The organism is Nostoc sp. NMS8 (assembly GCF_017115045.1).
Classification (GTDB): domain Bacteria; phylum Cyanobacteriota; class Cyanobacteriia; order Cyanobacteriales; family Nostocaceae; genus Nostoc.
This window is the reverse complement of sequence record NZ_JABXKK010000069.1, coordinates 1-23,758: the sequence shown is the minus strand read 5'-3', so window position 1 is coordinate 23,758 and position 23,758 is coordinate 1. Positions and strand designations below refer to the sequence as shown.

Here is a 23,758-nt window from a genome sequence, read left to right as displayed (position 1 = left end):
CAGCAAAACTTAATTAAGTGTAGGCGTAGCCCGTCGTAGACATCGCAACATTGAAGAAGATATTGCTAAATCCAAAAATCAAATTCTACCTATTTATGTGATAAAAATCTAGGCGGCTCCTGTATCTTTATCCAACCACGACTTACTATATATTTTTGGCATCTATAATTTTTCCTTTTAGCTGTTATGACCTTCCGCCCTGATTCTACCCTGAGCTTGGTTTCTCCCAGCATTAGCGATCTTTGTCAACAAATTGCCCCTTTAAAACTGGGAATTATGGCTTCTGGGAATGGCAGCAATTTTGATGTAGTTGCCCAAGCTATCCAAGATGGGCGGCTAAATGCCCAAATTCAAGTTTTAATTTACAATAATCCCTCTGCAAAGGCAGCAGTCAGAGCAGCTAATAGAGGTGTAGAAACTGTTTTATTAAATCACCGCAACCATCAAAGCCGAGAAGAGTTTGATGAAAAAATTGTGCAGACATTGCGACACTACGATGTAAAATGGGTGATTTTAGCAGGTTGGATGCGATTGTTAACATCAGTTTTCATTGATGCCTTTCCTGATAAAATTATTAATATCCATCCTAGTTTGTTACCTAGTTTTAAAGGCATTCATGCTGTAGAACAAGCCTTAGCATCTGGGGTAAAAATCACTGGTTGTACAGTGCATATAGCTTGTTTAGAAATGGACAGTGGCCCCATATTGATGCAAGCCGCAGTACCAGTACTGCCGGATGATACAGCAGAAACACTCCACACCCGAATTCAAATTCAGGAACATCGAATTTTACCACTGGCGATCGCTCTGGCAGCTTCTTCGTCAAAGCATAAGTAACCAAACAGAATTAATTAATTACATAGATTCGCTGATTGCCTACTCTAAGATGTGATTACGCCAATTAGATAAATCAGCAAACTTGATTCAATCATCTGCGATCGCAGAACCTTGTCTATAGCATTTCCCGACAAGCGTAAGGTACACCCGTAAGGGCACAGCACTTAATACCTGGCGAATAAAATGAGACTGTTGGCGAATTAATAGGGAGTCTAACCCATCATTATCTATTGCTCTTGATTTCCCTGATTGAAGTCCGTTTCAACGGACTTGAGCTATTAGCACGAAATTTATTTCAGGGCGAGAAAGGAACGCTAAACCAAGGTTTTAAGGGTGAGGGATCAAACCCATCGAGAATTGACCAACAGTCTCATAAAATTCGCGGCTACACTGGCATTGTCCGCCTCCGCGGACTAGAGTCAAATTAAGGGCTTGAAACCTACGGAGGTGGGTTTTGTTTGTATAAACGCGGTTTCTAACCGCCCGTTTCACGTTAAGTTCACACCAATGAGTACTGCCGTGCCTCTACACCTTGCGATATAATGTTGTACCTCATCTGAATGGAAACCGCCATACCACCACTGCCTAATTGATCCCACGCTGTCATTGATTTTCATTACTTTTTTACAGAAGCGGTGAAAGTTAGTACATCCCTGGTTAGGATAAACAAGAAGAGGGATAGTTCAGAGAGTAGAGGTTTGGGTATTGTTGTGTTTAAAGAGAAGTCTAAAATCTGACATCCTTTGGGTGTAAGATTATACTAATTTGAGTAGCGAGAAACAATTGAAATAGCATCTTATGTCAATTATTGCGCTCAGGGCGTGGTATCTACAAGATTATGAGCCGATTCCAGAACTGGAAAAACGTCTGCCAGACATTCGCTTGAGCAAAAAAAGTCTGTTGAAATCAGCATTGCGAGCAGACTTTTTGGAAGAAAGTGACGAAGTGAAGAAATCAACTTGGTTTGGGCGCTATCTGGAAGGGGAAAATATTGAATTTTATATTGAAGGTAGTGGTGGCTATTGTGTCTCTAACATTGACTTAATTAGCCATGAAATTTATTTTACCAAGCAAGCAGTGTTGGCTCAGTTAGAACCAACGATTTTTTTATCTTGTCAAACTGAATATCCCGCAGCGACAGATGCTCTAAGAGAAGAACTGCGAAAAAGTTTGGACAGTTTAAACTTGCGATCGCGCCTTCCCCTAACATTAGTAGAATCCTCTCGTCCCAGTGGCGCACCTCTGCGAATTAACCGCACAATCATGCGAAAAATCCGTAAGAGTTTGTTATTTATCGCTGACACTGCGCCCATTGCGATTATTGATGGTAAAGAAATCCCCCAATTAATTCCCAGTCCGAATGTCTGTATTGAAATTGGCTATGCCATCCAAAGTAAGCGTTCTGAACAAATTTTATTAGCACAGATGCAACGCCCAGACTTTGAAGGGCAATTTTCTTTCGACTTACCTACACAGCAAATTTTGCAATTCCAAGACACCACAGAACTGAATAAAATCCTCACAGGAACCATTGAAAATCAACTAGCACGATTCAAATTATTTGTTTGAGGTTGATACACAACATAATTCTTTTGTACAGTGCGTAAGTCCTAGTAAATTTGTATTGGATAAAGCAATCACATTTTACCGGCCAAGTTCATCAACTGTTTGAAGTTCACAAGATAATTGATGTTGTTGGCACTATCAATCTTTATCCACCCTTTTTCATGCAGCTTTTCCATGATTTTGGTGGTTTCTTCAACACCGATTTCTGTCACCTCTGCTAAATCTTTAAAGGGAACGTTAAAAATTTCTCTTCCTAAGTCTGATTCTTGACCATAGCTTTCGCCTAAAGTCACTAAGGTATGGGCGAGTTTAACTGCTGGTGGTGAAGACCGCATTTGTAAGCGCAGGTTGATTTGTCGCAATCGCCGCACCATCAGTTGCAACATCCGGTGATGTAACTGTGGGTCTTTAAACAATATTTGAATAAAACGCTCTCTAGAGATACTAAGCAACTTCACGGGTGAAAGGGCAATAACATCGGTTGAGCGTGGAGATTCATCTAAAATTGCCATTTCTCCAAAAAAATCACCACGACCAAAAATTGCTAGAGCTACTGAATCTTCCCCGACGGTACGCCGGACTTTGACCCAACCAGAAACCACGAAGTAAACTGCGTTACCCCAGGCATCTTCCATCACAACGGCTCGCCCAGAAGGGTATTCATGTTCAATTGCAACGTTGAGCAGCCATTCCAAAGTTTGGGGATTGGCTGTACTCATTAAGGGGAAAAGTTCACTAAAAACCTCAGTTAACATGAAATATTTGCAACAAATTGATGTAAGGGCGGAAAACTAACTTTGCTACTATAAGTTTTTTTTAAACCGTAATCTTACTCAGAATACGATCGCAAAATTTGTATTTATTGAAGATGAACCTCTAAGCTCGATCGGTCTAGGATTCCATTACAACATAACAATTATGTATGCGATCGAAATCAGCGTTTTCACTTACAGACCGATGATTTACTGTTTGTTGGTAGATTGCTATCTAGTGCCAGTATTTTGATCTGTTGGTCTAAATTTTTCACTAATTGATTCAGGGTAACTAAAGCCTCTAATTGCTGAGAATCAAGGATGGGGTTCAGTAAAAGCCGTTCTTGTAGTTCGTGTAACTTGAAGCTTAGTTGCTGAGAAATTCCTAAGGTATCGCGGCTCAAACGGGTCAACTGTTGTTGTTGGTAGAATTTTAAAGCTGCTCCCCGCAATACTTGGAGTGTTGCCTCTTCGCCGTAGATTCCCGGCATGACTCGCAAGCGTAATAATAAGCGGTTTTTTTGATATACATATTCCTTTTCTACCTGTTTTGGTTCTGCAACCGTGGTGACAGGCAGGGAAGCAAACCGCTTTAATTCATTGAGTACTCCTTGGAAAACCGAGAGTGGCAGTTGGTCTAATACAGACTGTAAAATTCCATTGTCACTCCACAGTATCCTACCTTCATACGCTTGTCTTTCTAAGTACAGCCGACCAATTCCCCCAACCAAGATTCGTCCCAGTAATTCTTCTAGTAATTTCTTGGGTGGCAGTGTTGGTAGCAACTCAATTGGACTCAGTAGTTGGGAAGCCTGTGTGGGCAAAATTGGTAAATTGTTTGGTGGTGCGGCTTCGGAAGTCTCTCCCTGCTGAGTTCTGGAAATAGGATTCGAGAACGTGGTAGTTTCAGATGATTGCTCTAGCTCTGGGATAGGAGGCAAGTCTACCCTCTGCCCAGAATGTTGACGCTTTGGTGTCTGAAATACCATCAATACCGGTTGCTGATTTGATTCTGAGGTGTCAGTGTCAGCAATGCTTGCTGGGCTATGTGTTGGAGAAGAGTCTGCTGTTGGCTGATGCACAACTTTGGCATCTAGCTGAGATGTATTCTTATGGTTGAGGTAGGCTGATAGGATTCTGCGGTGAGCGTCGGCTGCGATCGCTTCAATCACCATTGTGCAATTGATAGAAGACAAAATGCGACCAACGTAATCTAGTGCCTCGCTATCTTGTGGATAAACCATACCTAGCAAGAGGTTTTTGCCTTCTAATCCAAAGGGTAAAATCTGGTGGTAGAGGCAAGCTTCAAAGGACAAAAGACTATCAATTAATTGGAATATTTGCTCGCGATCGCCTTTTTCTTCCCACTTCATTTGAGTGGCAGTTAGCATTTGCCGTCCATTTGCTGCGGTATTATTTAGTTCACCCTCTGAAGACAACATAGATTTGATGCGTTGGTATTTAATTATATTTTGCCTTGAATTTAGTAGGTAGTTAATAAAGATACTTTGTTGGATTGTTAAAATTTCAACTATATATACTTAAGTAAACGTAAGTAGGGTATGAATTTTAGATTATAGACTAGGGATAATACTGAGGGTTGGGCATTGGGCATTGGGAATTGGTTCTTATCTATCATCTCCCCCAGTCCCCAATCCCCATCTTCCACTACAGCTTACTCTTGAGTTCTTAAACCTTGGGCTGCAAGATAGATTTTTGTCCATTCGCCTAACACTTGATGGGTTTTGAGTTTTAATTGTTCGGCTATTGCTTCTATTGAATTACCCGCTTTCCGCAAATCTAGAATCTGCCGCTCTAGAGAGGTCAATTTTTCATCAAGTTGCTGCCATTGATTTTGCGTTAATCCTAAGTTATGTTCTTCTAAGGAAATTGAGAGCCAGTTGTCTACGAGTTCTGGTTTACCTTTGAGGGCAAAAACACGGACAGCATGGTAACTAATTTTTTCTCGCAGACGATAAACTTCTTTAGTCTGCTTATTCAGTTTTTGGGCGATTTCTTCTTGGGACTTACCTTGCAGATAGAGTCGTAACCATTCCACTGCATCTGTTCCCAGATTTTCTTGTAAATAATTTTCAAATTCTTTTTGTACTGACTGGCGTAGCCCCTGTTGTTCTTCTAGTTGTTGTGCTTCTTGATATTCTGCGATCGCTTGACTATCGACTAAGTTAACTCGATTATCACTGTCGTCTGTAAGAACTTCTTCTGAAACTAGTCTAATCAAGTCACGGCCCGGCACTTGGGTTAAACCACCGCGCTGAGTGCGACGCAAGTAATTCACAAATCGGTAAGCTAATAGGGGTTGATTGCGTACTGGGCGCAGAGAATATTCTTCTAAACTGGCAAATAGCAAAGCATCACCTAATCGTCTATCGGTTGTATATTTGGCAATATCAGCCATTTGCTGTTGCATCTGGCTATCGCTTTGGAGTAATTCTTGGATTACTTCTTGTAATACATCGATTACACTGCGCTGGCGATCGCGGCTCAGGGAAACCCAAGTCTGAATCTTATTCCGTAATGTTACTAAACTTCCCAATCGCGTGATCAAGTTGCGATAAGCACGTTCTCGCCCTAGCCCTAAGTAGCGTTGACGTAAAATCCTCCAGCGATATTCCATCGCTTGCTTGGCGATTTCGAGTTCTTTAGGGTTAAACAAATCAAACCGTTTTGAGTCAGATCCCAATAACCAAAGAATAATGCTTTGTCTAGCAGCTTCATTTTGGTCTGGACATTCCACAGCCAAACGTTTTTGCCAATCTATAGCCAGTTTTTCTACATCCGTTTTCATAGTGAGATTGCATTCCTCGAAACTCAATTTTGAAGTTTGCATCACAACCCCCATTCGTCCCACTTAATTATTTAACTGGCAGCTGCCCCTAATTTCATGAAACTCATGAAATTAGCTCAGTGATTCTACTTTTATTACGTCTTAGTTCACTAAAATTATGCAGAAATTTCTACATTGATGTTTTATTTTCAATTCACAATATCTAAGACCCTTGTATATCAAGCATTTGGGTTGATTTTGCCAATTTAAACTTTTTGTAAAGTTATATTTTTTCACTGAGAACAGAAATCTGCCTAGAGTGTTGAAGATACAACCTTTGCACGAGATGGGTCAGGTAAATCTGACATTTTGTAACAGATAGAAGGAACGAATCTAATCTAACTCAATGTTAGACGTTATTTCACCCGTATAAGTTTCAACCTTCTCTAATTCATTACGTAGTCAAATACTTACTTAAATCTCAATATGGTTAGTGTTGATTGAGGTATGGACTCAGTAAATCCCTCAACCCATTTTCAAAATTGGCTTATTCTCTTCTTTTTAAGTAATATCAAGCCTTAACTCTAACTTTTTATCATACCTAGAAAACCTCTCTCCCAGTATGCTACGCAGCGATCGCTATTCTGGATAGTAGAAATTGATAGGCAAATTTATCTTTTTTACAGCAGTTTTCATGTATTTGAACCACATCTGTCGCAGGGGCACAGCATTACTCATTGGTGTCAACTTACAGCAGTTTTCGATCAAACCCGCCACAAAAATAAATCATAAAACAAAGCCCAGTATTGCTTTTATTTGTGGCATGTTTGATTGCAATTCGCTGTAAGCTAAAAATGGCTTATTTGTTAGCTTCCTCACCCGCCTTTAAATAAATTTCTTTGGCTTTTAGCTAAAGTCTACTGAAGTATACTGGAGATTTTTGGCGATATTTAGTCATCTTCAGATGACTTTAGCTATGAGGCGGGAATTTCAATTTCCGGCGGACGAGCGGTTTTACCACCAATGAGCATTACTGTGCCCCTACCGCCTGGTCTATTTACCTGAAAATAGCTGTAAATTAGTACAACACGGTGTAAATAGACCACTCGTTTAAAATAGCCAGAAGGCTTACAAAATAAGCATTCTTTCTTGCCTTATCTCAACGACAAATATTTACGCCCACCTACTTAGCTTCATTTACAACTACGCCTCTAATGATTGGCAAGTTATTCTTAAAACTTTTATATTCCTAAGAATGAATAGTCAACAGTCAATATTGATTTTGACTATTGACTCTAACTGTTGCTTTCCCTCTGCTTCAAAATTCAACTTATGCAAAATCTAAAAACAGAAAAGTTTGCAACGCTCTAAAGTTTTGATGATCAGAAGCCTTACAATAAACTTATTTTTAAATTTATTTATGGGCATTCTTCGTTTTGAATTTACCCACAGGGGATTAAATCTATCGATTGTTTGATCTAACAATGGGATTTTCTACAGATTCTCGATACTGTTGGACTTGTTCTGTGTAACCAATTGGTAGAACAGCTTCAACGTTTTCATGGGGACGAGGAATAATCACCCAGGATTCTAGGGTACCGCCATAAACATTTTCTGCGGCTTCAATACCAGCAGCCATCGCGGCTTTTACTTCAGAAACATCGCCACGAATATTAACTGTAAAGCGAGCGCTACCTACTCTGATATAACCAACGAGGGTGACTCGACCAGCTTTTACCATAGCATCTGCTGCTGCTAGCACCGCCGGAAAACCTTTCGTTTCAAGTGCTCCAACTGCCTGTAATGACATTATTAATCTCCTGTATAAACAAACGATATGGTGGCTACAAGTTAATTGTACGAAGCTTCGCTACAGATTTTGATAGCAAAATTGCTTAGAACATACGGAAAGGTTCTGATTCCTCGGTGAAATGGATTGGTAATATGGTTTCCACATTTTCCGGGGGATTAGGAACAATGTAGTAGGTAATTACTGCACCAGCTTTGACTTGCTCTCCCGCTACGATTCCGGCTTCAACAGCTCTATTTACTTCAGAAACGTGTCCCCGAACGGCGACTAACAAGCGAGCGCTTTCCGCTTGACCATAATACACAATTGTGACAGCGGCAGCTTTGACCATTGCATCTGCTGCTGCTAAGACACTAGGAAAACCTAAAGTTTCAATTACGCCAACCGCCATTGGCATGGCATTAGCTCCTGAATTAAGGAATAAGCGATTTTAATTGTACGTGGCTTTTGTCCCAATTTTGACATTTTGGAAAACTTTCTTGGATCTATAAATTTCGGTCGAGTGGGTAGAGACGCGATTAATCGCGTCTCTACAGGAGTTGGGAGTTAAAATATTTTGATCGCGGCTGGTTTATGTTTTATATATTAAAAATAATACTTTAGCAAATTAGTTTTTGTAATTTTGTTGTTGAACAAAATCACCTATATCTGGAAGTAAGCTAATACGATAAACTGAAATTTATGTTTCCGAATTTTCTGCCTACAGCAGTCAAGCAACTAACAGAACCTACTTCGATCGCACTAGCTCGGAGTATTCAAACCACTGCGATCGCTACTCCTTTAACTAATCAACCAGTTACTACAACATTTGTCAACCAAAGGTGTGATGGAACTCCAATTTTATTAATTCACGGTTTTGACAGTTCTGTATTGGAATTTCGACGGCTTTTGCCACTACTTTCTGAAGATAATGAAACGTGGGCAGTGGATCTGTTGGGTTTTGGGTTTACAGATAGACTCTCAGGAATTGCCTATAGCCCAACTGCAATTAAAACCCATCTTTATTATTTCTGGAAAAGCCTAATTAACCAACCTGTAATTTTAGTAGGTGCTTCGATGGGAGGTGCGACAGCGATTGATTTTACGCTGACATACCCGGAAGTAGTAAAAAAGCTAGTGTTAATTGATAGTGCAGGGTTAGCGGGTGGTTCGCCATTGAGTAAATTAATGTTTCCCCCGTTGGATTATTTCGCAACTCAGTTTTTGAGTAATTTGAAAGTACGCGATCGCGTTTCCCGCATTGGATATAAAAATCAAAGTCTCGCCTCTGTCGATGCGCTGTGTTGTAGTACATTACACCTACAAAGTCCGAGTTGGAATCAAGCTTTGATTGCTTTCACTAAAAGTGGTGGTTATAGTGCTTTTAGACTTGATATATTATCACAAATTATGCAACAAACGCTAATTTTGTGGGGCGATTCTGATAAAATTTTGGGTACTAAGGATGCCACAACGTTTCAAAAGGCAATTCCACACAGTATTCTCACTTGGATTCAAGATTGCGGTCATCTCCCACACCTGGAACAACCACAAATCACCGCACAGCATATTTTAAACTTTTGTGGTTCGGTTTGAATTGTGGCTTCTATTTGGGTCAGTGCAGCATTAAGATTATCTCGATCGCATTCTGGAACTGCAATATTAGGGAAGGGGAGTAAGATTCAAACCTCTCTCTTAAAAGGAGAGAGGTAAAACTGTATTGCATCCAAACGAAAACCGCTATAAACTAATCTCAGATGCACTCGACTTAATAAATCCTCAACATTTAAGAAACTGGTTTGCTAATTGCTGCTACTGTACCTCATGACAGCCGGAAATGCTGTATTTGAAGTTAATTAAACTTTAATTATTGAACTTGCGTAGGCATAGCCCAACCCAGGCATCGCAATAACTAAAATCCAAAAATCTCACGCCCAAACACCAAAATACAATTCTGTATCTTGGCGCAATTGAGTGAGATTTCTTAAACTCTCACTCAATTGCCCAGCCTACTTTAACCATCGCGCCGCATCTTTGGCATGATAAGTCAAAATCAAATCTGCGCCAGCCCGTTTAAAACCAGTTAAAGTTTCCATAACCACTCGCTCTTCATCAATCCAACCATTGAGCGCCGCAGCTTTCACCATCGCATACTCACCAGAAACATTGTAGGCTGCAACTGGTAAGTTACTCGCTTCCTTCACCCGCCAAATAATATCCATATATGCCAAGGCTGGCTTGACCATCAGCATATCAGCACCTTCAGCGATATCCAATTCAATCTCTTTAATTGCTTCGCGGGAGTTACCTGGGTCCATTTGGTAAGTTCTTCTGTCCCCAAATTGCGGTGTTGAGTCTGCTGCATCCCGAAACGGGCCATAATAACCCGAAGCATACTTCGCAGCATAAGACAAAATCGGCGTGTCTTGAAATCCTGCTTCATCCAAACCCTGACGAATTGCTTGCACAAACCCATCCATCATCCCAGAAGGCGCGATGATATCGGCACCAGCTTTTGCTTGAGAAACTGCTGTTTTCTTCAATAATTCCAGAGTTGGGTCATTTAAAACTCGTCCTGTTAAATCACCAACTTGTAAATAACCACAATGACCGTGGCTTGTATATTCACATAAACAAGTATCAGCAATTACAACCAAATCTGGCACTGCTGCTTTTACTGCCGTCGCTGCTTTTTGGACGATACCGCAATCATGCCAAGCACCAGTAGCATCCACATCTTTATCAGCCGGAATCCCAAATAAAATAATCGAAGGAATTCCTAAGTCATAAACTTCTTTTGCTTCTTCAACAATTTTATCTACCGAAAGTTGGTAGACACCGGGCATGGATTTCACCTCATTAGCGATTCCTTCACCTGGTACAGCAAATAATGGGTAGATTAAATCGCTTGTTGTTAAAACAGTTTCACGAACCATCCGGCGCAGTTGGGGATGAGTACGCAGACGACGGGGGCGATGTGTAGGAAACATAAAATTTTATGAAGAAAAACAACGCAAATGGACACAAAACAAAGCGTCACAAAAGCAGGCTAAAATTTTCCTGCCGTCAGACAGACTACAAACAGTGCTTAACTGTCCTTTGCCCTACTCTTAATCAAGTTGTAGGGCAATTTTGTATTCTACAGCTTGGTTGCACTTATCTGACGGACTGGAAAAAAAACATCATGAAGCAATTTAAAATCGTAAAACTGTCTGTTAGCAAAAATTGTGGCAATTGGGTGTGTGCAAATTCAAGGCACAACAGCTTAATCAAAAATAACTGACAATTACCAATGCCCCATTCCCAATGATAGATTTGTGTTAAAAAACCCGGAAAATATAAGGATAACGGAAGGGTATATCAGGATTGCTGAAAACTCCGATGAGCGCCCAAATTGTTAATCCCCAGTGCAATAGATATCCCAGACCGGCTAGCGGCCCCAACAATAATAGTGGTAACACTAACCAACCGAATAGAAAAAATAGCGCTCCCAGAATTCCTCCGTAAAGCCAGACATTAAAGTGGAAATTGATGGATTCTCTGGCGTTTTCTTTAACAACAGGATCATCAGATACAAGCAGTATGGCAATAGGTATACCTACAGATATCACCGTTGTACTAAAAAAAATCGCTCCATGAGACAAGGCAGATAAAAGCTTTCGCTTGTCTGTGTCGTACATTCTTTTCTCCTATTTAGTCAGATTGTTGATTCCACTACGACCCTATCACGAGCATCGTTGTCTTAAGATTAAAAGACTTACCAGAGTCAAAAAAAATTAAGCTAGCTAACAAACAAATACATTTATGTCTACAGAACTTCAGTCTGAACTTATTCAAGCAGTTGAACTTCGCCGCAATTTTGCGATTATATCTCACCCCGATGCAGGTAAAACTACACTAACAGAAAAACTACTCCTGTACGGAGGTGCAATTCACGAAGCTGGGGCAGTCAAAGCCCGACGGGCACAGCGCAAAGCTACATCTGACTGGATGGCGATGGAACAACAACGGGGTATTTCCATTACCTCCACAGTGTTGCAATTTGAATACCGGAATTGTCAGATAAATTTATTAGACACACCGGGACACCAAGACTTTAGTGAAGATACTTATCGCACCCTCGCCGCCGCTGATAATGCCGTGATGTTGATTGATGCAGCAAAAGGTTTGGAACCCCAAACCCGTAAGTTGTTTGAAGTGTGTAAATTACGGGGTATCCCGATTTTTACATTTATCAACAAGCTCGATCGCCCAGGCAGAGAACCTCTGGAATTGTTGGATGAAATTGAGCAAGAATTGGGATTGCAAACCTATGCAGTCAACTGGCCGATTGGGATGGGCGATCGCTTTAAAGGTGTTTTTGATCGGCACAAGCAACAAATTCACCTCTTTGAACGCAGTGCCCACGGCAGCCGAGAAGCCCGTGATACGATAGTGGAACTAACTGATCCAAGAATAGAAGAGCAGCTAGAACAAAGTCTGTACTACCAACTAAAAAATGATCTGGAACTGTTAGATGGAGTTGGGCCAGAGTTAGATTTACAGTTGGTACACGAAGGCAAAATGACTCCTGTGTTCTTTGGTAGCGCCATGACTAACTTTGGCGTAGAGTTATTCCTCAAGTATTTCCTCGACTATGCCCTCAAACCCGGCTCTCATATCAGCAGTGTTGGCGAAGTTGCTCCTACATACCCGGAATTTTCGGGGTTTGTCTTCAAACTGCAAGCAAATATGGACCCGAAACACCGCGATCGCGTCGCATTTATCCGGGTTTGCACTGGTAAGTTTGAAAAAGATATGATGGTGAATCATGCCCGCATTGGTAAACTCATCCGTCTGTCTCGCCCGCAAAAACTCTTTGCTCAAGAGCGAGAATCGATTGATGTGGCTTATCCTGGCGATGTGATCGGTTTGAACAATCCCGGTGTTTTTGCGATCGGGGATACAATTTACACGGGACAAAAGCTCGAATATGAAGGGATTCCGTATTTTTCGCCGGAACTGTTCGCTTCTCTGAGGAATCCCAACCCCTCGAAGTCTAAACAATTCCAAAAAGGCGTTGCGGAATTGCGCGAAGAAGGTGCTGTGCAAATTATGTATTCAATTGATGAAGCCAAGCGCGATCCAATTTTGGCGGCGGTGGGTCAGTTGCAATTCGAGGTGGTGCAGTTTCGCTTACAAAATGAGTATGGTGTAGAAACCATATTAGAGGTATTACCCTATAGTGTCGCCCGTTGGGTTGAGGGTGGTTGGGAAGCATTAGAAAAAGTGGGACGGATTTTCAATACCACTACTGTTAAAGATAGTATGGGACGCCCAGTGTTACTATTCCGCAATGAATGGAATTGTCAACAGTTATTAGGCGACCATCCAGAGTTAAAATTAAGCGCGATCGCTCCAGTATTTTCTAGTCAACAAGCAGTGGAGGAATAAAGAAGAATACAGAATTCAGAATTCAGAATTCAGAATTATTTTCACAAAATATTCAACTGAATTCTGGCGACTGACTCCTGAATTCAATCTTGATCGTTCACTTGACAAGCAAAACTTGAGCGCGGTTGATTTCCACGGCATCCGAGGTTCGCGCTTTTGCACAAACGTGGATCATTTAGAAGAGATTGGAGTGCCAGAATTTGTATGCCTTCACATGCCAAACCGTCTTTGGAGGCTGGTTTAGTTGCCCTCAAGCAGGGAAATTACCAAACAGCGATCGCTCAACTAGAACCTATTGCTAGCAGCCAGAGTAATGGTACTGCTAGTCTACAAGCCCAGGTTGGTTTAGTGATGGCTTTTGCTCGCACTGGCGAAGTTCCCAAAGCGATCGCTATTTCCCAAAATCTCATTGAGAGTAACAACCCACAAGTTCAAGAGTGGGCAACACGCGCTCTCGAACACCTGACAAAACGTAAAAAAACTGAGCAAGAATCAACAAATGTCGAAACTGGATTTGTTGCCTTTGAGAATTCAAATCCAGATTCAGCCCCAGATTCAATCCCAGATTCAACCCCTGTTACTCCCCCAGAAACTCCTACATTAGAGGAAAAGCCAGACGATCGAATAATCGAAACCAAGAGCAACGAAACCCCGTCGATGGTGCCACTACCTAAACTCAAAGCTACAGTGGCGACACCACCACCCCCACCCCCACTGGCTACACCCCTAAACGGCTTCATGGGTTCTGTAACCCGCACTCAAGCCAAACTATTCGGCGTTATTTATTGGCGACAAGCACAACGCGCCAGAGCATGGCAACCACTACGTAAACCGAAATTAATTCCTTTGCGGTTACTGTCAGCAGGAACATTCATTGCCTTGTTTTGGGTGATGCGGGAAATGCTCAAGTTAGCAATGGGATTTATCAACCAGACTTTAGTCAAACTTCCTTATCTGGAGCCGTTGCAGCTTTTATATCACGACCCTACTAAGTTGTTGCTAATAGTATTGGTGATTTTGATCGGAGTATCACCTTGGTTGCTGGATCTGCTATTGGCGAACTTGTATGGTCAGCGAGAATTCTCTAAAGATGTATTGAATGCTCATAGCCGTGAAGCCGTTCGGGTGCTACAACGTTGTTGCCAACAGCGCCACTGGCCGTTACCCAAACTGCGGATTTTACCAACGGCTGCACCAATTATCCTGACTTATGGTAGTTTACCACGTAATGCCAGGATTGTTGTGAGTCAAGGACTATTAGAACAACTAGCAGATGATGAAATCGCCATTATTTACGCCACACAACTAGGGCATATTGCTCACTGGGATTTTGCTGTAATGTCTTTGTTGCTGCTGGTGACACTACCAATTCATAAGCTATATCAGCAAGTGTCGGAGTTAGGCGACAGAATATCAGCAAAAATTTGGCGCTGGCCGGTGGCAATTCTGGCAACTTTAATTTATGGAGTTTGGTGTTTGCTGACTGGAACTGCATTGTGGTTGTCGCGGTTGCGGCTTTATTATAGCGATCGCGTTGCTGCTGAAATTACTGGTAATCCCAATGCCCTAATTCGCGCTTTACTTAAAATTGCCATTGGCGTTGCCGCTGACATCCAAAAAGAAGAAGAGACAAGTTGGCAACTAGAAAGCTTAAATCTCCTGACACCAGTTAGCCACCAGCAGAGTTTATCTTTGGGCACTATTGCCAGCAATTTATCTTTTGAATCATTTTTGAAGTGGGATACTGCCAATCCCTATCGCCAATGGTTTACGATTAATAATAGCCACCCTTTAATGGGCGATCGCATCGAACGCCTCTGCCAAATAGCCCGTCACTGGCATCTAGACACCGAACTACATTTTGCTAATGAACCATCAAAGGTTAAGCGACAGTCTTTCTTATTACAAATCGCTCCTTGGTTGGGAATTCCTCTAGGGGTTTCGTTTGCAGCTTTAGTCTGGCTAACTTGGCAACTAGCATTTGCACTCAAGTTTTTAAATCTAAAGTGGATCTATGAAGATTGGTCTTTCATTACAGGCTGCCTTTTGATTGGCTTTAGCATCGGTACATTAGTGCGGATTAATTCTTTCTTCCCGGATATCAAACCTGCCACTGTGCAAACTGATGACAGCTTACCCAACCTGTTATCTGACCCTTCTGCCTTACCCATTGACAGCATCAGCGTGCGTCTGGTGGGCAAATTATTAGGTCGTCAAGGCACTAGTAACTCCCTAGCGCAAGATTTAATCTTCCAATCCAGCGCGGGTTTGGTGAAATTACACCACATTTCTTGGCTAGGACAGTCAGTCAATCACCAGGATCTAATTGGTAGGCAAATTATCGTCACAGGTTGGTTTCGGCGAGGAGCAACACCTTGGATTGATATCCAAACCCTACAAACTCAAAGTGGCAAAACCATTCATAGCCCTCATCCCATTTGGTCTACTTTTTTAGCAGTTGCAGCACAGGCTTGGGGCGCATACGTTTTTCTTACTGGTTAAAGATAGTGCTGAGTAAGGAGTGAGGAGTTAAGAGTTATTTAACTCCAAATGACAAAGGACAAATCAGAATGTAAACAAAAGTTGCAGGTTTTCTTTACAAGTGTTACATTTATTCACACAAACAATAGCAGCCGATATAACTCAGCACTACTGCCTAGTTATTAATTCGGATGCTTTTTCGCCTGCTTCATACCTTTTATCCTCCCAACACAGCAGAAAATTAACCAGCCAATGGCTGGTTTTTGTCTCAAAATATGCTCTCTTGAATAAAAAAATGTGTTTCATGTTACGATGCAGTAATAGTAATGCCGGAAATATATGCGCTAAACTAGCTACGTAGAAAATACCGTGGTAATGTAGGGAATGGTATTTGATTCTGCGAAAAAGAGCATGAAAGAAAGCGTGTACTTTAGCAGGCACTAGGCTATTAAATTTACAATTCTTAGAATTAAGGTGTTATTAGCTCATCATAATGTGAGCCTTTTAATTAAACAAGCTTGATCCCGACGAAAAACTGTATTGTTGTATAGGTTGACAGTTTCGAGCAAAAAAATGGGTTTATGGCAGTCTTGGTCAATAGCATCTATTTAAAAGTTAAAAGCCTAAGCCAAGTGATTGTTTTCTCGCCTTGCCATGTTGATTTAACTCTGGAGGTATAGTTCATGTCCGTTCGCCTATATATAGGTAATCTGCCTAAAGATGAAATAGATCGTCAAGATCTGCAAGCAGTTTTTGCAGCAGAAGGTGATGCTGTAACTACTAAATTAATTAAAGACCGCAAAACTGGCAAATGCCGTGGTTTCGGTTTTCTGACAGTCAACAATGACGAACAAGCTGACGAAATCATTGAAAAATATAATGGTCAGCTATTCAAAGACACTCCCATTAAGCTAGAGAAGGCATTACCTCGGACAAAGGGTGAAGAGGGCGAGGAGCAAGCTCCTAAACCAGTTACTCTTGCTAGTAGTAGTACCCCGACTCCTAGCCCCAGCAGAGAAGGTAGCCGCCGTGAGAAAAGTTCTAAGAAGCCTCGTCGTGGCGGCGGTGGCGGCGGTTCTCGTGAAAGCAGTACCACAACTACCGATTCAGACGCTATTCGTCCAGATCCTCGTTGGGCTTCGGAATTAGAAAAGCTGAAGCAGATGCTAGCTGCACAAACTACGAATTAATCTGTCAGGGAGAGAAGTTAAAAATTAAAAATCAGAATTTTTTTTGATTTTTAATTTTTAATTGTCGATTATTATCTAGCTGCTTAGTGAAATCTACTTGCAGCTAATTTTATAATTCCGAATTGCATCTACACTAGTCACACTGAGGCGTACCTTAGAGCTAGGAGCGTTCAAAATCTCAATCAAATCAAACGATATATAAATTTCACTCAATTATCATACTTACGTAATAAAAAAGTATATATTGATGCAAATATAGTTTTTGTAAGCTTGCTGATAAAAAAATTAAGTTTTTATCATTAGATGCCTTAAAAAATCTGAACGATGTGAATGCGATGCCTACGGCGGGCTGCGCCTACGCAGTAATTCTCTGAATTTGACAAGTTATAATCAATAATATTTGTTATAGCTAGCTGATATGGCGACGTGAACCGGAAGCGCATAGGCGCAGCCCGCCGTAGGCATCGCTCTAAAGATAATTTAAACTCAAAGTGATACCGATCGTTTGCTGCTTCTGTTATGTCCTCAACTCTAGATTCTTTGCCACCTGCGCTAGCTAAAATTGTCCAGCGCTTTCAACGCGCTTCTGAACCGAAGCGGCGCTACGAACAACTAATCTGGTATGCTCAGAAGCTCAATGAGTTCCCAGAAGCCGATAAGTTACCCGAAAATAAAGTTCCTGGTTGCGTGTCTCAAGTTTATATCACCGCAGGGTTGGATGACGGTAAGGTTATATTTCAGGGCGATTCCGATTCCCAGTTAACTAAAGGATTAGTAGGGCTTCTGGTTGAAGGATTGCAGGGACTAACGCCAACTGAGATTGTCCAACTTACCCCAGATTTTATTCAAGAAACAGGTTTAAACGTTAGCCTGACACCTTCCCGTGCTAATGGGTTTTACAACATTTTTAAAACCATGCAAAAAAAAGCATTGGAATTTAAGTTAGATTTGCCTAACTAAACTTGGTCATTAGTCATTTGTCATTTGTCATTTGCAAAGGACAAGTGACAAATAGCGTACAACTACCAAAATTTAGTCTTATGTCAACCAATGCATTATCTACCTCTGCTGCTATTGGCTTTGGTGGAGTAGTTCAAGAATATCTCTGGAATTGGGAAAATCAGCAATTGCGCGTTGTTTATGAAACTCTTGGTAAAGGTTCACCGCTATTGCTACTACCATCTTTCAGCAGTGTTTCGACGCGTTTGGAAGTAGGCGAACTTGCCAAGTTACTAGCTCCCAATTTTCAAGTCGTAGCTATAGACTGGCCTGGATTTGGTGAATCTTCTCGCCCTAGTTTGAATTATCGACCGGAAATATATCAGCAATTTCTGGAAGATTTTGTCAAAGCTGTTTTTAATACTTCCATTACTGTAGTAGCGGCTGGTCATGCTGCTAGTTACGTTTTACAATTAGCTGTGAAACAGGCTGTTTTCTCAAAGATTGTATTGTTAGCTCCTACTTGGCGTGGGCCTTTGCCGACAATGGGGGCAAGTCAGCAAATAGCTGGTATTGTGAGAGGATTGGTGCGATCGCCTATACTTGGTCAAGCTCTCTACAAACTCAACACTACTCAATCTTTCTTAAGTTTTATGTACCGCCGTCATGTCTTTACTGACGTGGCTAAAATTACACCCAGTTTCATTGAAAAAAAATGGCAAACAACTCAACAACCAGGAGCGCGATTTGCATCTGCTGCCTTTGTAACTGGTAATCTCGATGCTGTACGCGAACAATCTGATTTTTTAGAACTTGTAAAGTCTTTAACCGTACCGCTCATGGTAGTAATTGGGGAATCCAGTCCTCCTAAATCACGAGAAGAAATGAACGCTTTGGTAGCCTTATCAGGAGTGAAAAGCGTTGTTATTTCCGGTTCTTTGGGACTGCATGAAGAATATCCAGCAGTTGTTTTAGAAGCAGTTCAAAATTTTTTATTATCTTCATAAAATTAAATCCTCGCACCAAGACGTAAAGATAATTTTGCGTCTTGGTGCGAAATTAAAAATTTTTTTTTGATTAAATTATGTGATGATTTTGCTGAAACCCAAAACAATAGCAAGTTCGCACAAAAATATAAAAAGATTTATCATGGGCGATAATGATTATCCATAAGGTGAGACAAGGGGAATTTAGAGTATGGTGGCTGACGTAATCAACAATTCAGTTCCCGTTACTGTTCTGACTGGCTATTTGGGAGCAGGTAAAACGACTCTACTTAATCACATCCTCACCTACGAACACGGCAAAAAAGTTGCTGTGATTGTCAATGAATTTGGGGAAGTGGGTATTGATAATCAATTGATTATCGATGCAGATGAAGAAATATTTGAAATGAACAATGGCTGTATCTGTTGTACAGTACGCGGCGATTTAATTCGCATCATTGGCAATTTGATGAAGCGGCGCGATAAATTTGACCATTTAGTAATTGAAACAACTGGATTAGCCGATCCTGCACCAGTGATTCAGACATTTTTTGTTGATGAAGATTTGCAAAGTCAACTGTCTCTAGATGCGGTGGTGACAGTCGTAGATGCCAAGCATATTTGGCAGCACTGGGATGCAGACGAAGCACAAGAACAGATTGCCTTTGCCGATGTAATTTTACTTAATAAAACAGATTTGGTAGCGCCGGGAGAATTGGATGAATTAGAAAAACGGATTCGGGCGATGAATGCGATCGCAAAAATTTACCGCACCCAAAATTCTGAACTAGGAATGGATGCTTTATTAGGTGTAAAAGCCTTTGATTTAGAACGCGCATTAGAAATTGATCCAGATTTCTTAGGCGAAGATGCCCACATACACGATGAAACTGTCTATTCTGTGGCTTTAGTAGAAGCGGGTGCAGTTGATGGAGAAAAATTAAACGCTTGGATTTCCGAGTTACTGCGTACCCAAGGCCCAGATATCTTTCGGATGAAAGGCATTTTAAATATTGCTGGAGAAGAGAATCGATTTGTATTCCAAGGAGTACACATGATATTCGATGGCAAACCCGATCGCCCCTGGAAACCAAGCGAAACCCCCAAAAACGAACTAGTCTTCATCGGTCGCAACCTTGATGCAGCGCAACTCAAGCAAGATTTTCTCGCTTGTTTAGCGTAAATAGAAAGTTAGGAGTTAGGAATTTTTAACTCATCACTCCTAACTCTTAACTCCTAACTTCTGTAAAAAATATGAACTCCACAACCAAATCTAAGGAATTTGAACAACACTATTCAGGGACACTTTCAGATTATGTAACTGTGATCGCTTGGTCGCCACAAGGTAAAACTTTAGCAGCAACTTCTGCTGCCGGGGAAGTCGTTCTGTGGAATGATGGCGAACTCACAAGCTTACAAACTAGTAACGGTAAATCAGTAGACTGTCTCGCCTTTTCCCCAGATGGAAAATTTTTAGCCGTTGGTGGACAAGATGGACAGGTAAAAATTTGGCGCGACACTGAATTAATCGCCACGTTAGAAAATGCCCCCGCATGGGTTGACAAGCTAGCTTGGAATTATACCAGTAACCAACTGGCTTTTAGTTTAGGGCGTTACGTCCAAGTTTGGGATGCAGATACTCGTGAAATTGTCGTGACACTGAATTTCGACAACTCTTCAGTATTGGGTATAGATTGGCGCATTGACGGCGAATACTTAGCCATTAGTGGTTATAAGGGAGTCAAAATTTGGCATAGTCAAAACTGGGATGAAGAACCATACAACCTAGAGATGACTACTGTCAGTGTCGCGATGGCTTGGTCGCCCGATGGCAAATTCCTGGCTTCTGGCAACATGGATCGCAGTGTCACCGTTTTAGAATGGAACAACCCCGATCCTTGGGTGATGCGCGGCTTCCCTGGTAAAATTCGCCAATTGGCATGGTCGGAAGCTATGACTAAAGTGGGTGCGCCAATATTGGCATCTTCTAGCGTTGAAGGTATTGTGGTGTGGGAAAAGCTAGAGGATGATACTTTAGGCTGGGAAGCGCGAGTATTAACTAATCATGTGGGTGTGATTAATGCGATCGCCTTTGCACCCAAAAGCTTCCTTCTCGCTTCTGCGGCGGCTGACGGCTGGTTGTGTTTGTGGAACAAAGCCAAAGAAGTATCCCAAATTATCACAGGTGTTTCAGCAGGATTTTCTAGCCTCGCTTGGCATCCCCAAGGTAAGTTATTGGCCGCAGGCGGTGAACAGGGTGAATTAGTTATTTGGTCAAAGGTTTTGCGGGGTCAAGGATTTGGGCGTAGTTAAGCAATACTTAGTAATTAAAATTGAAGCTGGGCAACTTATTAGCTATGCTGATACAGCAAAGCTATCTTTGTGTAAATTATGAACATAGTCAAACTGATTTTACTTGCCTGTCCCGCATTTCTAGTATCCATGCTGCTGATAGTCAATCCAGCAAACGCATCTAGCCTGAAATCTTCATACGCTACCCAAATTATGACGGTAGTATCTACACAACAAATTCCCGATCTGGCAACACCAAATTTGATTCAAACATCTCATCCGATTATTGATCAGCTTGGTTGCAATTGTGCAAACTGTGTTCAAGCCAAATTTCAGTCGTTACAAGGCAAGCTGCCATCTGTCGGTTTTTGATAAAGTTAGGAGTTATGAATATTCTAGGGGCACAGCAATGCTGTGCCCTTATTAATTATTAATGAGCTTTTTGTACATAGCGATCGCACCTGCGGCATTATTATTTATGTAATCAAGATTAAGTAGGGGCAATACCCTGCGGGAAGCCGCTTTGCGCCTACATGAATTGCCCCTACCGCATGGTCTAATTACCTAAAAATAGCTGTAAAAAACAAGATGAAAGTTTTTAGGTGAATCCCTAAATACTGAGAAACCTGCTGGTAAGCCAGTGAAGTTAGTGCAATCGCCATCTGCACCCAAGCTGTTAAGCTCTTGTTAAAAGAGCTAGTCCGGGGATTAGAAAACTTGCTAGAGTGAACAGAGTTAGCCTTAATGTCTAATCGCCAAAACCTATACATCTCATGGATTTTGCTAATATTGCATCCCAGCTAAACGCTGGAACGATTTTGCCAGAGGGGATTGTTATTCTCACCCTCTTGGGGGTTTTGATAGTTGATTTGATTTTGGGGCGTACATCCGCGCGCTGGATTGGATATCTAGCGATCGCAGGTTTATTTGCTTCGATTGTCGCCCTATATTTTCAATGGGACTCTCCTAATCCCATCGGTTTTACCGGCAGCTTTAACAGTGATGACCTGAGTATTGTCTTTCGCGGTATTATTGCCTTGTCTGCGATCGCCACTATACTGATGTCAATTCGCTACGTTGAGCAGAGTGGCACTGCTTTAGCCGAATTCCTCGCTATTTTGCTGAGTGCTACTTTAGGAGGAATGTTTTTATCCGGGGCTAGTGAGTTGGTGATGATTTTCATCTCCCTAGAAACCCTGAGTATCTCCTCTTACTTGTTGACAGGTTATACTAAGCGTGACCCCCGCTCCAATGAAGCGGCGCTGAAATACTTGTTAATTGGAGCTTCCAGTACAGCAATATTTTTGTACGGTGTATCCCTGCTGTATGGACTATCTGGAGGACAAACTGAACTAAGTGCGATCGCAAATGGCATTGCCACAGCGAAAGTGGGACAATCTTTAGGTTTAGTGATTGCCCTGGTTTTTGCGATCGCAGGTATTGGCTTCAAAATCTCCGCAGCACCCTTCCACCAGTGGACACCAGACGTTTACGAAGGCGCTCCCACCCCAGTCATCGCCTTTTTATCTGTCGGTTCCAAAGCGGCTGGGTTTGCCCTAGCCATCCGCTTGCTAACAACAGCCTTCCCTCTCGTTGCTGACGAGTGGAGGTTTGTCTTCACCGCTCTAGCCGTTCTCAGCATGATTTTGGGTAATGTTGTCGCCCTAGCCCAAACCACCATGAAACGGATGCTAGCTTATTCATCCATTGCTCAAGCTGGGTTTGTGATGATTGGCTTGATTGCTGGTACACAGGCGGGTTATGCCAGTATGATATTTTACCTACTGGTCTACCTGTTCATGAACCTGTGCGGCTTTACCTGCATCATCCTGTTCTCACTACGCACCGGAACCGATCAGATTACCGAATACTCTGGCTTATATCAAAAAGACCCACTCTTAACACTAGGGTTGAGTATTTCCCTGCTTTCCTTGGGTGGTATTCCACCATTGGCTGGGTTCTTCGGCAAGATTTACTTATTCTGGGCTGGTTGGCAAGCAGGTCTTTATTGGTTAGTCTTGCTGGGCTTAGTTACCACCGTCGTCTCCATCTACTATTACATTCGTGTAGTGAAGATGATGGTGGTTAAAGAACCCCATGAAATGTCTGATGCGGTGAAGAATTATCCCCAAGTGCGTTGGGATTTACCTGGACTAAGACCTTTGCAGATCGGATTGGTAGTAACATTAATTGCCACTTCTTTAGCAGGTATTTTGTCAAATCCGCTATTTACATTGGCGAACAATTCCATTTCTCATACCCCATTTTTGCAAGCAACAATCAACAGTAATGTAAAAGCACAAAATCTAGTGCTTTTGCCAAAGTTAGATTCGGTTAATCAGTCTCAACCATCAGTTGATTCTACTGCTAAGATTTAACCGAGTCTCAACGAAACTTCGTTACTCAAAGACACACCTGTTTGCTAATTAGCAGACAGGTGTTTTTCATATCAACTTAAAATAACGTGAATTCGATTGCTCATATAATATCTACCCAATTTGCTCAATCAAAAAACCTCTCCCTGGTTTTACTACGCAAAACTGTCCTTCTCCGACTCGGAGAGGGATAGACTTGAACTAAAGTTCAAGGCAGGGAAAGGTTCGTCGAACTCACGTTAAAATAGTTAGAATTCAGGATTGATGAATAAATATAGGACTTACGCATTGACAAAAAGAATCATCTATGGAGTCTAGATAATGCCATCA

At 41.7% G+C, this 23,758-nt stretch carries 20 protein-coding genes; 12 read left to right on the top strand and 8 right to left on the bottom strand.

Annotated elements, in window-relative coordinates:
- The first annotated feature begins 186 nt into the window (after positions 1 to 186).
- Entirely contained in the window at positions 187 to 837 is a 651-nt protein-coding gene (gene purN / locus HWQ39_RS14175) for a phosphoribosylglycinamide formyltransferase (RefSeq protein WP_292845762.1), read from the top strand.
- 798 nt (positions 838 to 1,635) lie between these two features.
- Positions 1,636 to 2,406 carry a hypothetical protein gene (locus tag HWQ39_RS14170; RefSeq protein WP_292845759.1) on the top strand — a complete coding sequence of 257 codons (771 nt, stop codon included), beginning with the start codon at positions 1,636 to 1,638 and terminating at the stop codon, positions 2,404 to 2,406.
- 68 nt (positions 2,407 to 2,474) lie between these two features.
- On the opposite strand, the gene HWQ39_RS14165 is transcribed toward HWQ39_RS14170, so the two are convergent.
- The 6 genes from HWQ39_RS14165 to HWQ39_RS14140 all read right to left on the bottom strand — a co-directional run bounded on the left by HWQ39_RS14165 (position 2,475) and on the right by HWQ39_RS14140 (position 8,150).
- Positions 2,475 to 3,158: a Crp/Fnr family transcriptional regulator gene (locus tag HWQ39_RS14165; RefSeq protein ID WP_292845756.1), complete on the bottom strand. Its 684-nt coding sequence runs from the start codon at positions 3,156 to 3,158 to the stop codon at positions 2,475 to 2,477.
- A 188-nt stretch (positions 3,159 to 3,346) separates the two neighbouring features.
- A complete protein-coding gene (locus tag HWQ39_RS14160) occupies positions 3,347 to 4,597 on the bottom strand; it encodes a pilus assembly protein PilB (protein WP_292845753.1) in 1,251 nt (416 codons plus the stop codon).
- Positions 4,598 to 4,830: 233 nt separating this feature from the next.
- The gene (locus HWQ39_RS14155) at positions 4,831 to 6,018 is read right to left on the bottom strand and encodes a HetZ-related protein 2 (RefSeq protein ID WP_292845751.1); all 1,188 of its coding nucleotides are present in this window, start codon (positions 6,016 to 6,018) and stop codon (positions 4,831 to 4,833) included.
- An 899-nt stretch (positions 6,019 to 6,917) separates the two neighbouring features.
- Complete coding sequence (locus tag HWQ39_RS14150; RefSeq protein ID WP_292845748.1) at positions 6,918 to 7,049, bottom strand: hypothetical protein; 132 nt, start codon at positions 7,047 to 7,049, stop codon at positions 6,918 to 6,920.
- Positions 7,050 to 7,405: 356 nt separating this feature from the next.
- Positions 7,406 to 7,753 (bottom strand): carbon dioxide-concentrating mechanism protein CcmK, encoded by a 348-nt coding sequence (locus HWQ39_RS14145; RefSeq protein ID WP_292845745.1) that lies wholly within the window; start codon positions 7,751 to 7,753, stop codon positions 7,406 to 7,408.
- 85 nt (positions 7,754 to 7,838) lie between these two features.
- A complete protein-coding gene (locus HWQ39_RS14140) occupies positions 7,839 to 8,150 on the bottom strand; it encodes a BMC domain-containing protein (RefSeq protein WP_292845742.1) in 312 nt (103 codons plus the stop codon).
- Positions 8,151 to 8,434: 284 nt separating this feature from the next.
- On the opposite strand from HWQ39_RS14140, the gene HWQ39_RS14135 reads away from it, so the two are divergent.
- Positions 8,435 to 9,328, top strand: a complete 894-nt coding sequence (locus tag HWQ39_RS14135; protein WP_292845739.1) for an alpha/beta hydrolase — start codon at positions 8,435 to 8,437, stop codon at positions 9,326 to 9,328.
- Between the two features lie 413 nt (positions 9,329 to 9,741).
- Here HWQ39_RS14135 and hemB read toward each other — a convergent pair whose 3' ends face one another.
- On the bottom strand, positions 9,742 to 10,722 hold the full coding sequence (gene hemB / locus HWQ39_RS14130) for a porphobilinogen synthase (protein ID WP_292845736.1): 981 nt from the start codon (positions 10,720 to 10,722) through the stop codon (positions 9,742 to 9,744).
- 330 nt (positions 10,723 to 11,052) lie between these two features.
- A complete protein-coding gene (locus HWQ39_RS14125) occupies positions 11,053 to 11,412 on the bottom strand; it encodes a DUF4870 domain-containing protein (protein ID WP_292745464.1) in 360 nt (119 codons plus the stop codon).
- Between the two features lie 124 nt (positions 11,413 to 11,536).
- Here HWQ39_RS14125 and prfC point away from each other — a divergent pair, with 124 nt between their 5' ends.
- The 9 genes from prfC (at position 11,537) to HWQ39_RS14080 (ending at position 23,431) form a co-directional block, all read left to right on the top strand.
- The gene (gene prfC / locus HWQ39_RS14120) at positions 11,537 to 13,165 is read left to right on the top strand and encodes a peptide chain release factor 3 (protein ID WP_292845733.1); all 1,629 of its coding nucleotides are present in this window, start codon (positions 11,537 to 11,539) and stop codon (positions 13,163 to 13,165) included.
- A 204-nt stretch (positions 13,166 to 13,369) separates the two neighbouring features.
- A complete protein-coding gene (locus HWQ39_RS14115) occupies positions 13,370 to 15,667 on the top strand; it encodes a M48 family metalloprotease (protein ID WP_292845730.1) in 2,298 nt (765 codons plus the stop codon).
- Between the two features lie 662 nt (positions 15,668 to 16,329).
- On the top strand, positions 16,330 to 16,836 hold the full coding sequence (locus HWQ39_RS14110; RefSeq protein WP_179065953.1) for an RNA-binding protein: 507 nt from the start codon (positions 16,330 to 16,332) through the stop codon (positions 16,834 to 16,836).
- Between the two features lie 519 nt (positions 16,837 to 17,355).
- Positions 17,356 to 17,796 (top strand): SufE family protein, encoded by a 441-nt coding sequence (locus HWQ39_RS14105; protein WP_292845725.1) that lies wholly within the window; start codon positions 17,356 to 17,358, stop codon positions 17,794 to 17,796.
- A gap of 80 nt (positions 17,797 to 17,876) precedes the next feature.
- Positions 17,877 to 18,782, top strand: coding sequence for an alpha/beta hydrolase (locus HWQ39_RS14100; protein ID WP_292845722.1), 906 nt, complete (start codon positions 17,877 to 17,879; stop codon positions 18,780 to 18,782).
- Positions 18,783 to 18,972: 190 nt separating this feature from the next.
- Complete coding sequence (locus tag HWQ39_RS14095; protein ID WP_292845719.1) at positions 18,973 to 19,944, top strand: GTP-binding protein; 972 nt, start codon at positions 18,973 to 18,975, stop codon at positions 19,942 to 19,944.
- Between the two features lie 71 nt (positions 19,945 to 20,015).
- Positions 20,016 to 21,074 (top strand): WD40 repeat domain-containing protein, encoded by a 1,059-nt coding sequence (locus HWQ39_RS14090; RefSeq protein WP_292845716.1) that lies wholly within the window; start codon positions 20,016 to 20,018, stop codon positions 21,072 to 21,074.
- Positions 21,075 to 21,152: 78 nt separating this feature from the next.
- Entirely contained in the window at positions 21,153 to 21,425 is a 273-nt protein-coding gene (locus HWQ39_RS14085) for a hypothetical protein (protein WP_292845713.1), read from the top strand.
- A gap of 401 nt (positions 21,426 to 21,826) precedes the next feature.
- Positions 21,827 to 23,431, top strand: a complete 1,605-nt coding sequence (locus HWQ39_RS14080) for an NAD(P)H-quinone oxidoreductase subunit N (protein WP_292845710.1) — start codon at positions 21,827 to 21,829, stop codon at positions 23,429 to 23,431.
- Positions 23,432 to 23,758 lie beyond the last annotated feature (327 nt).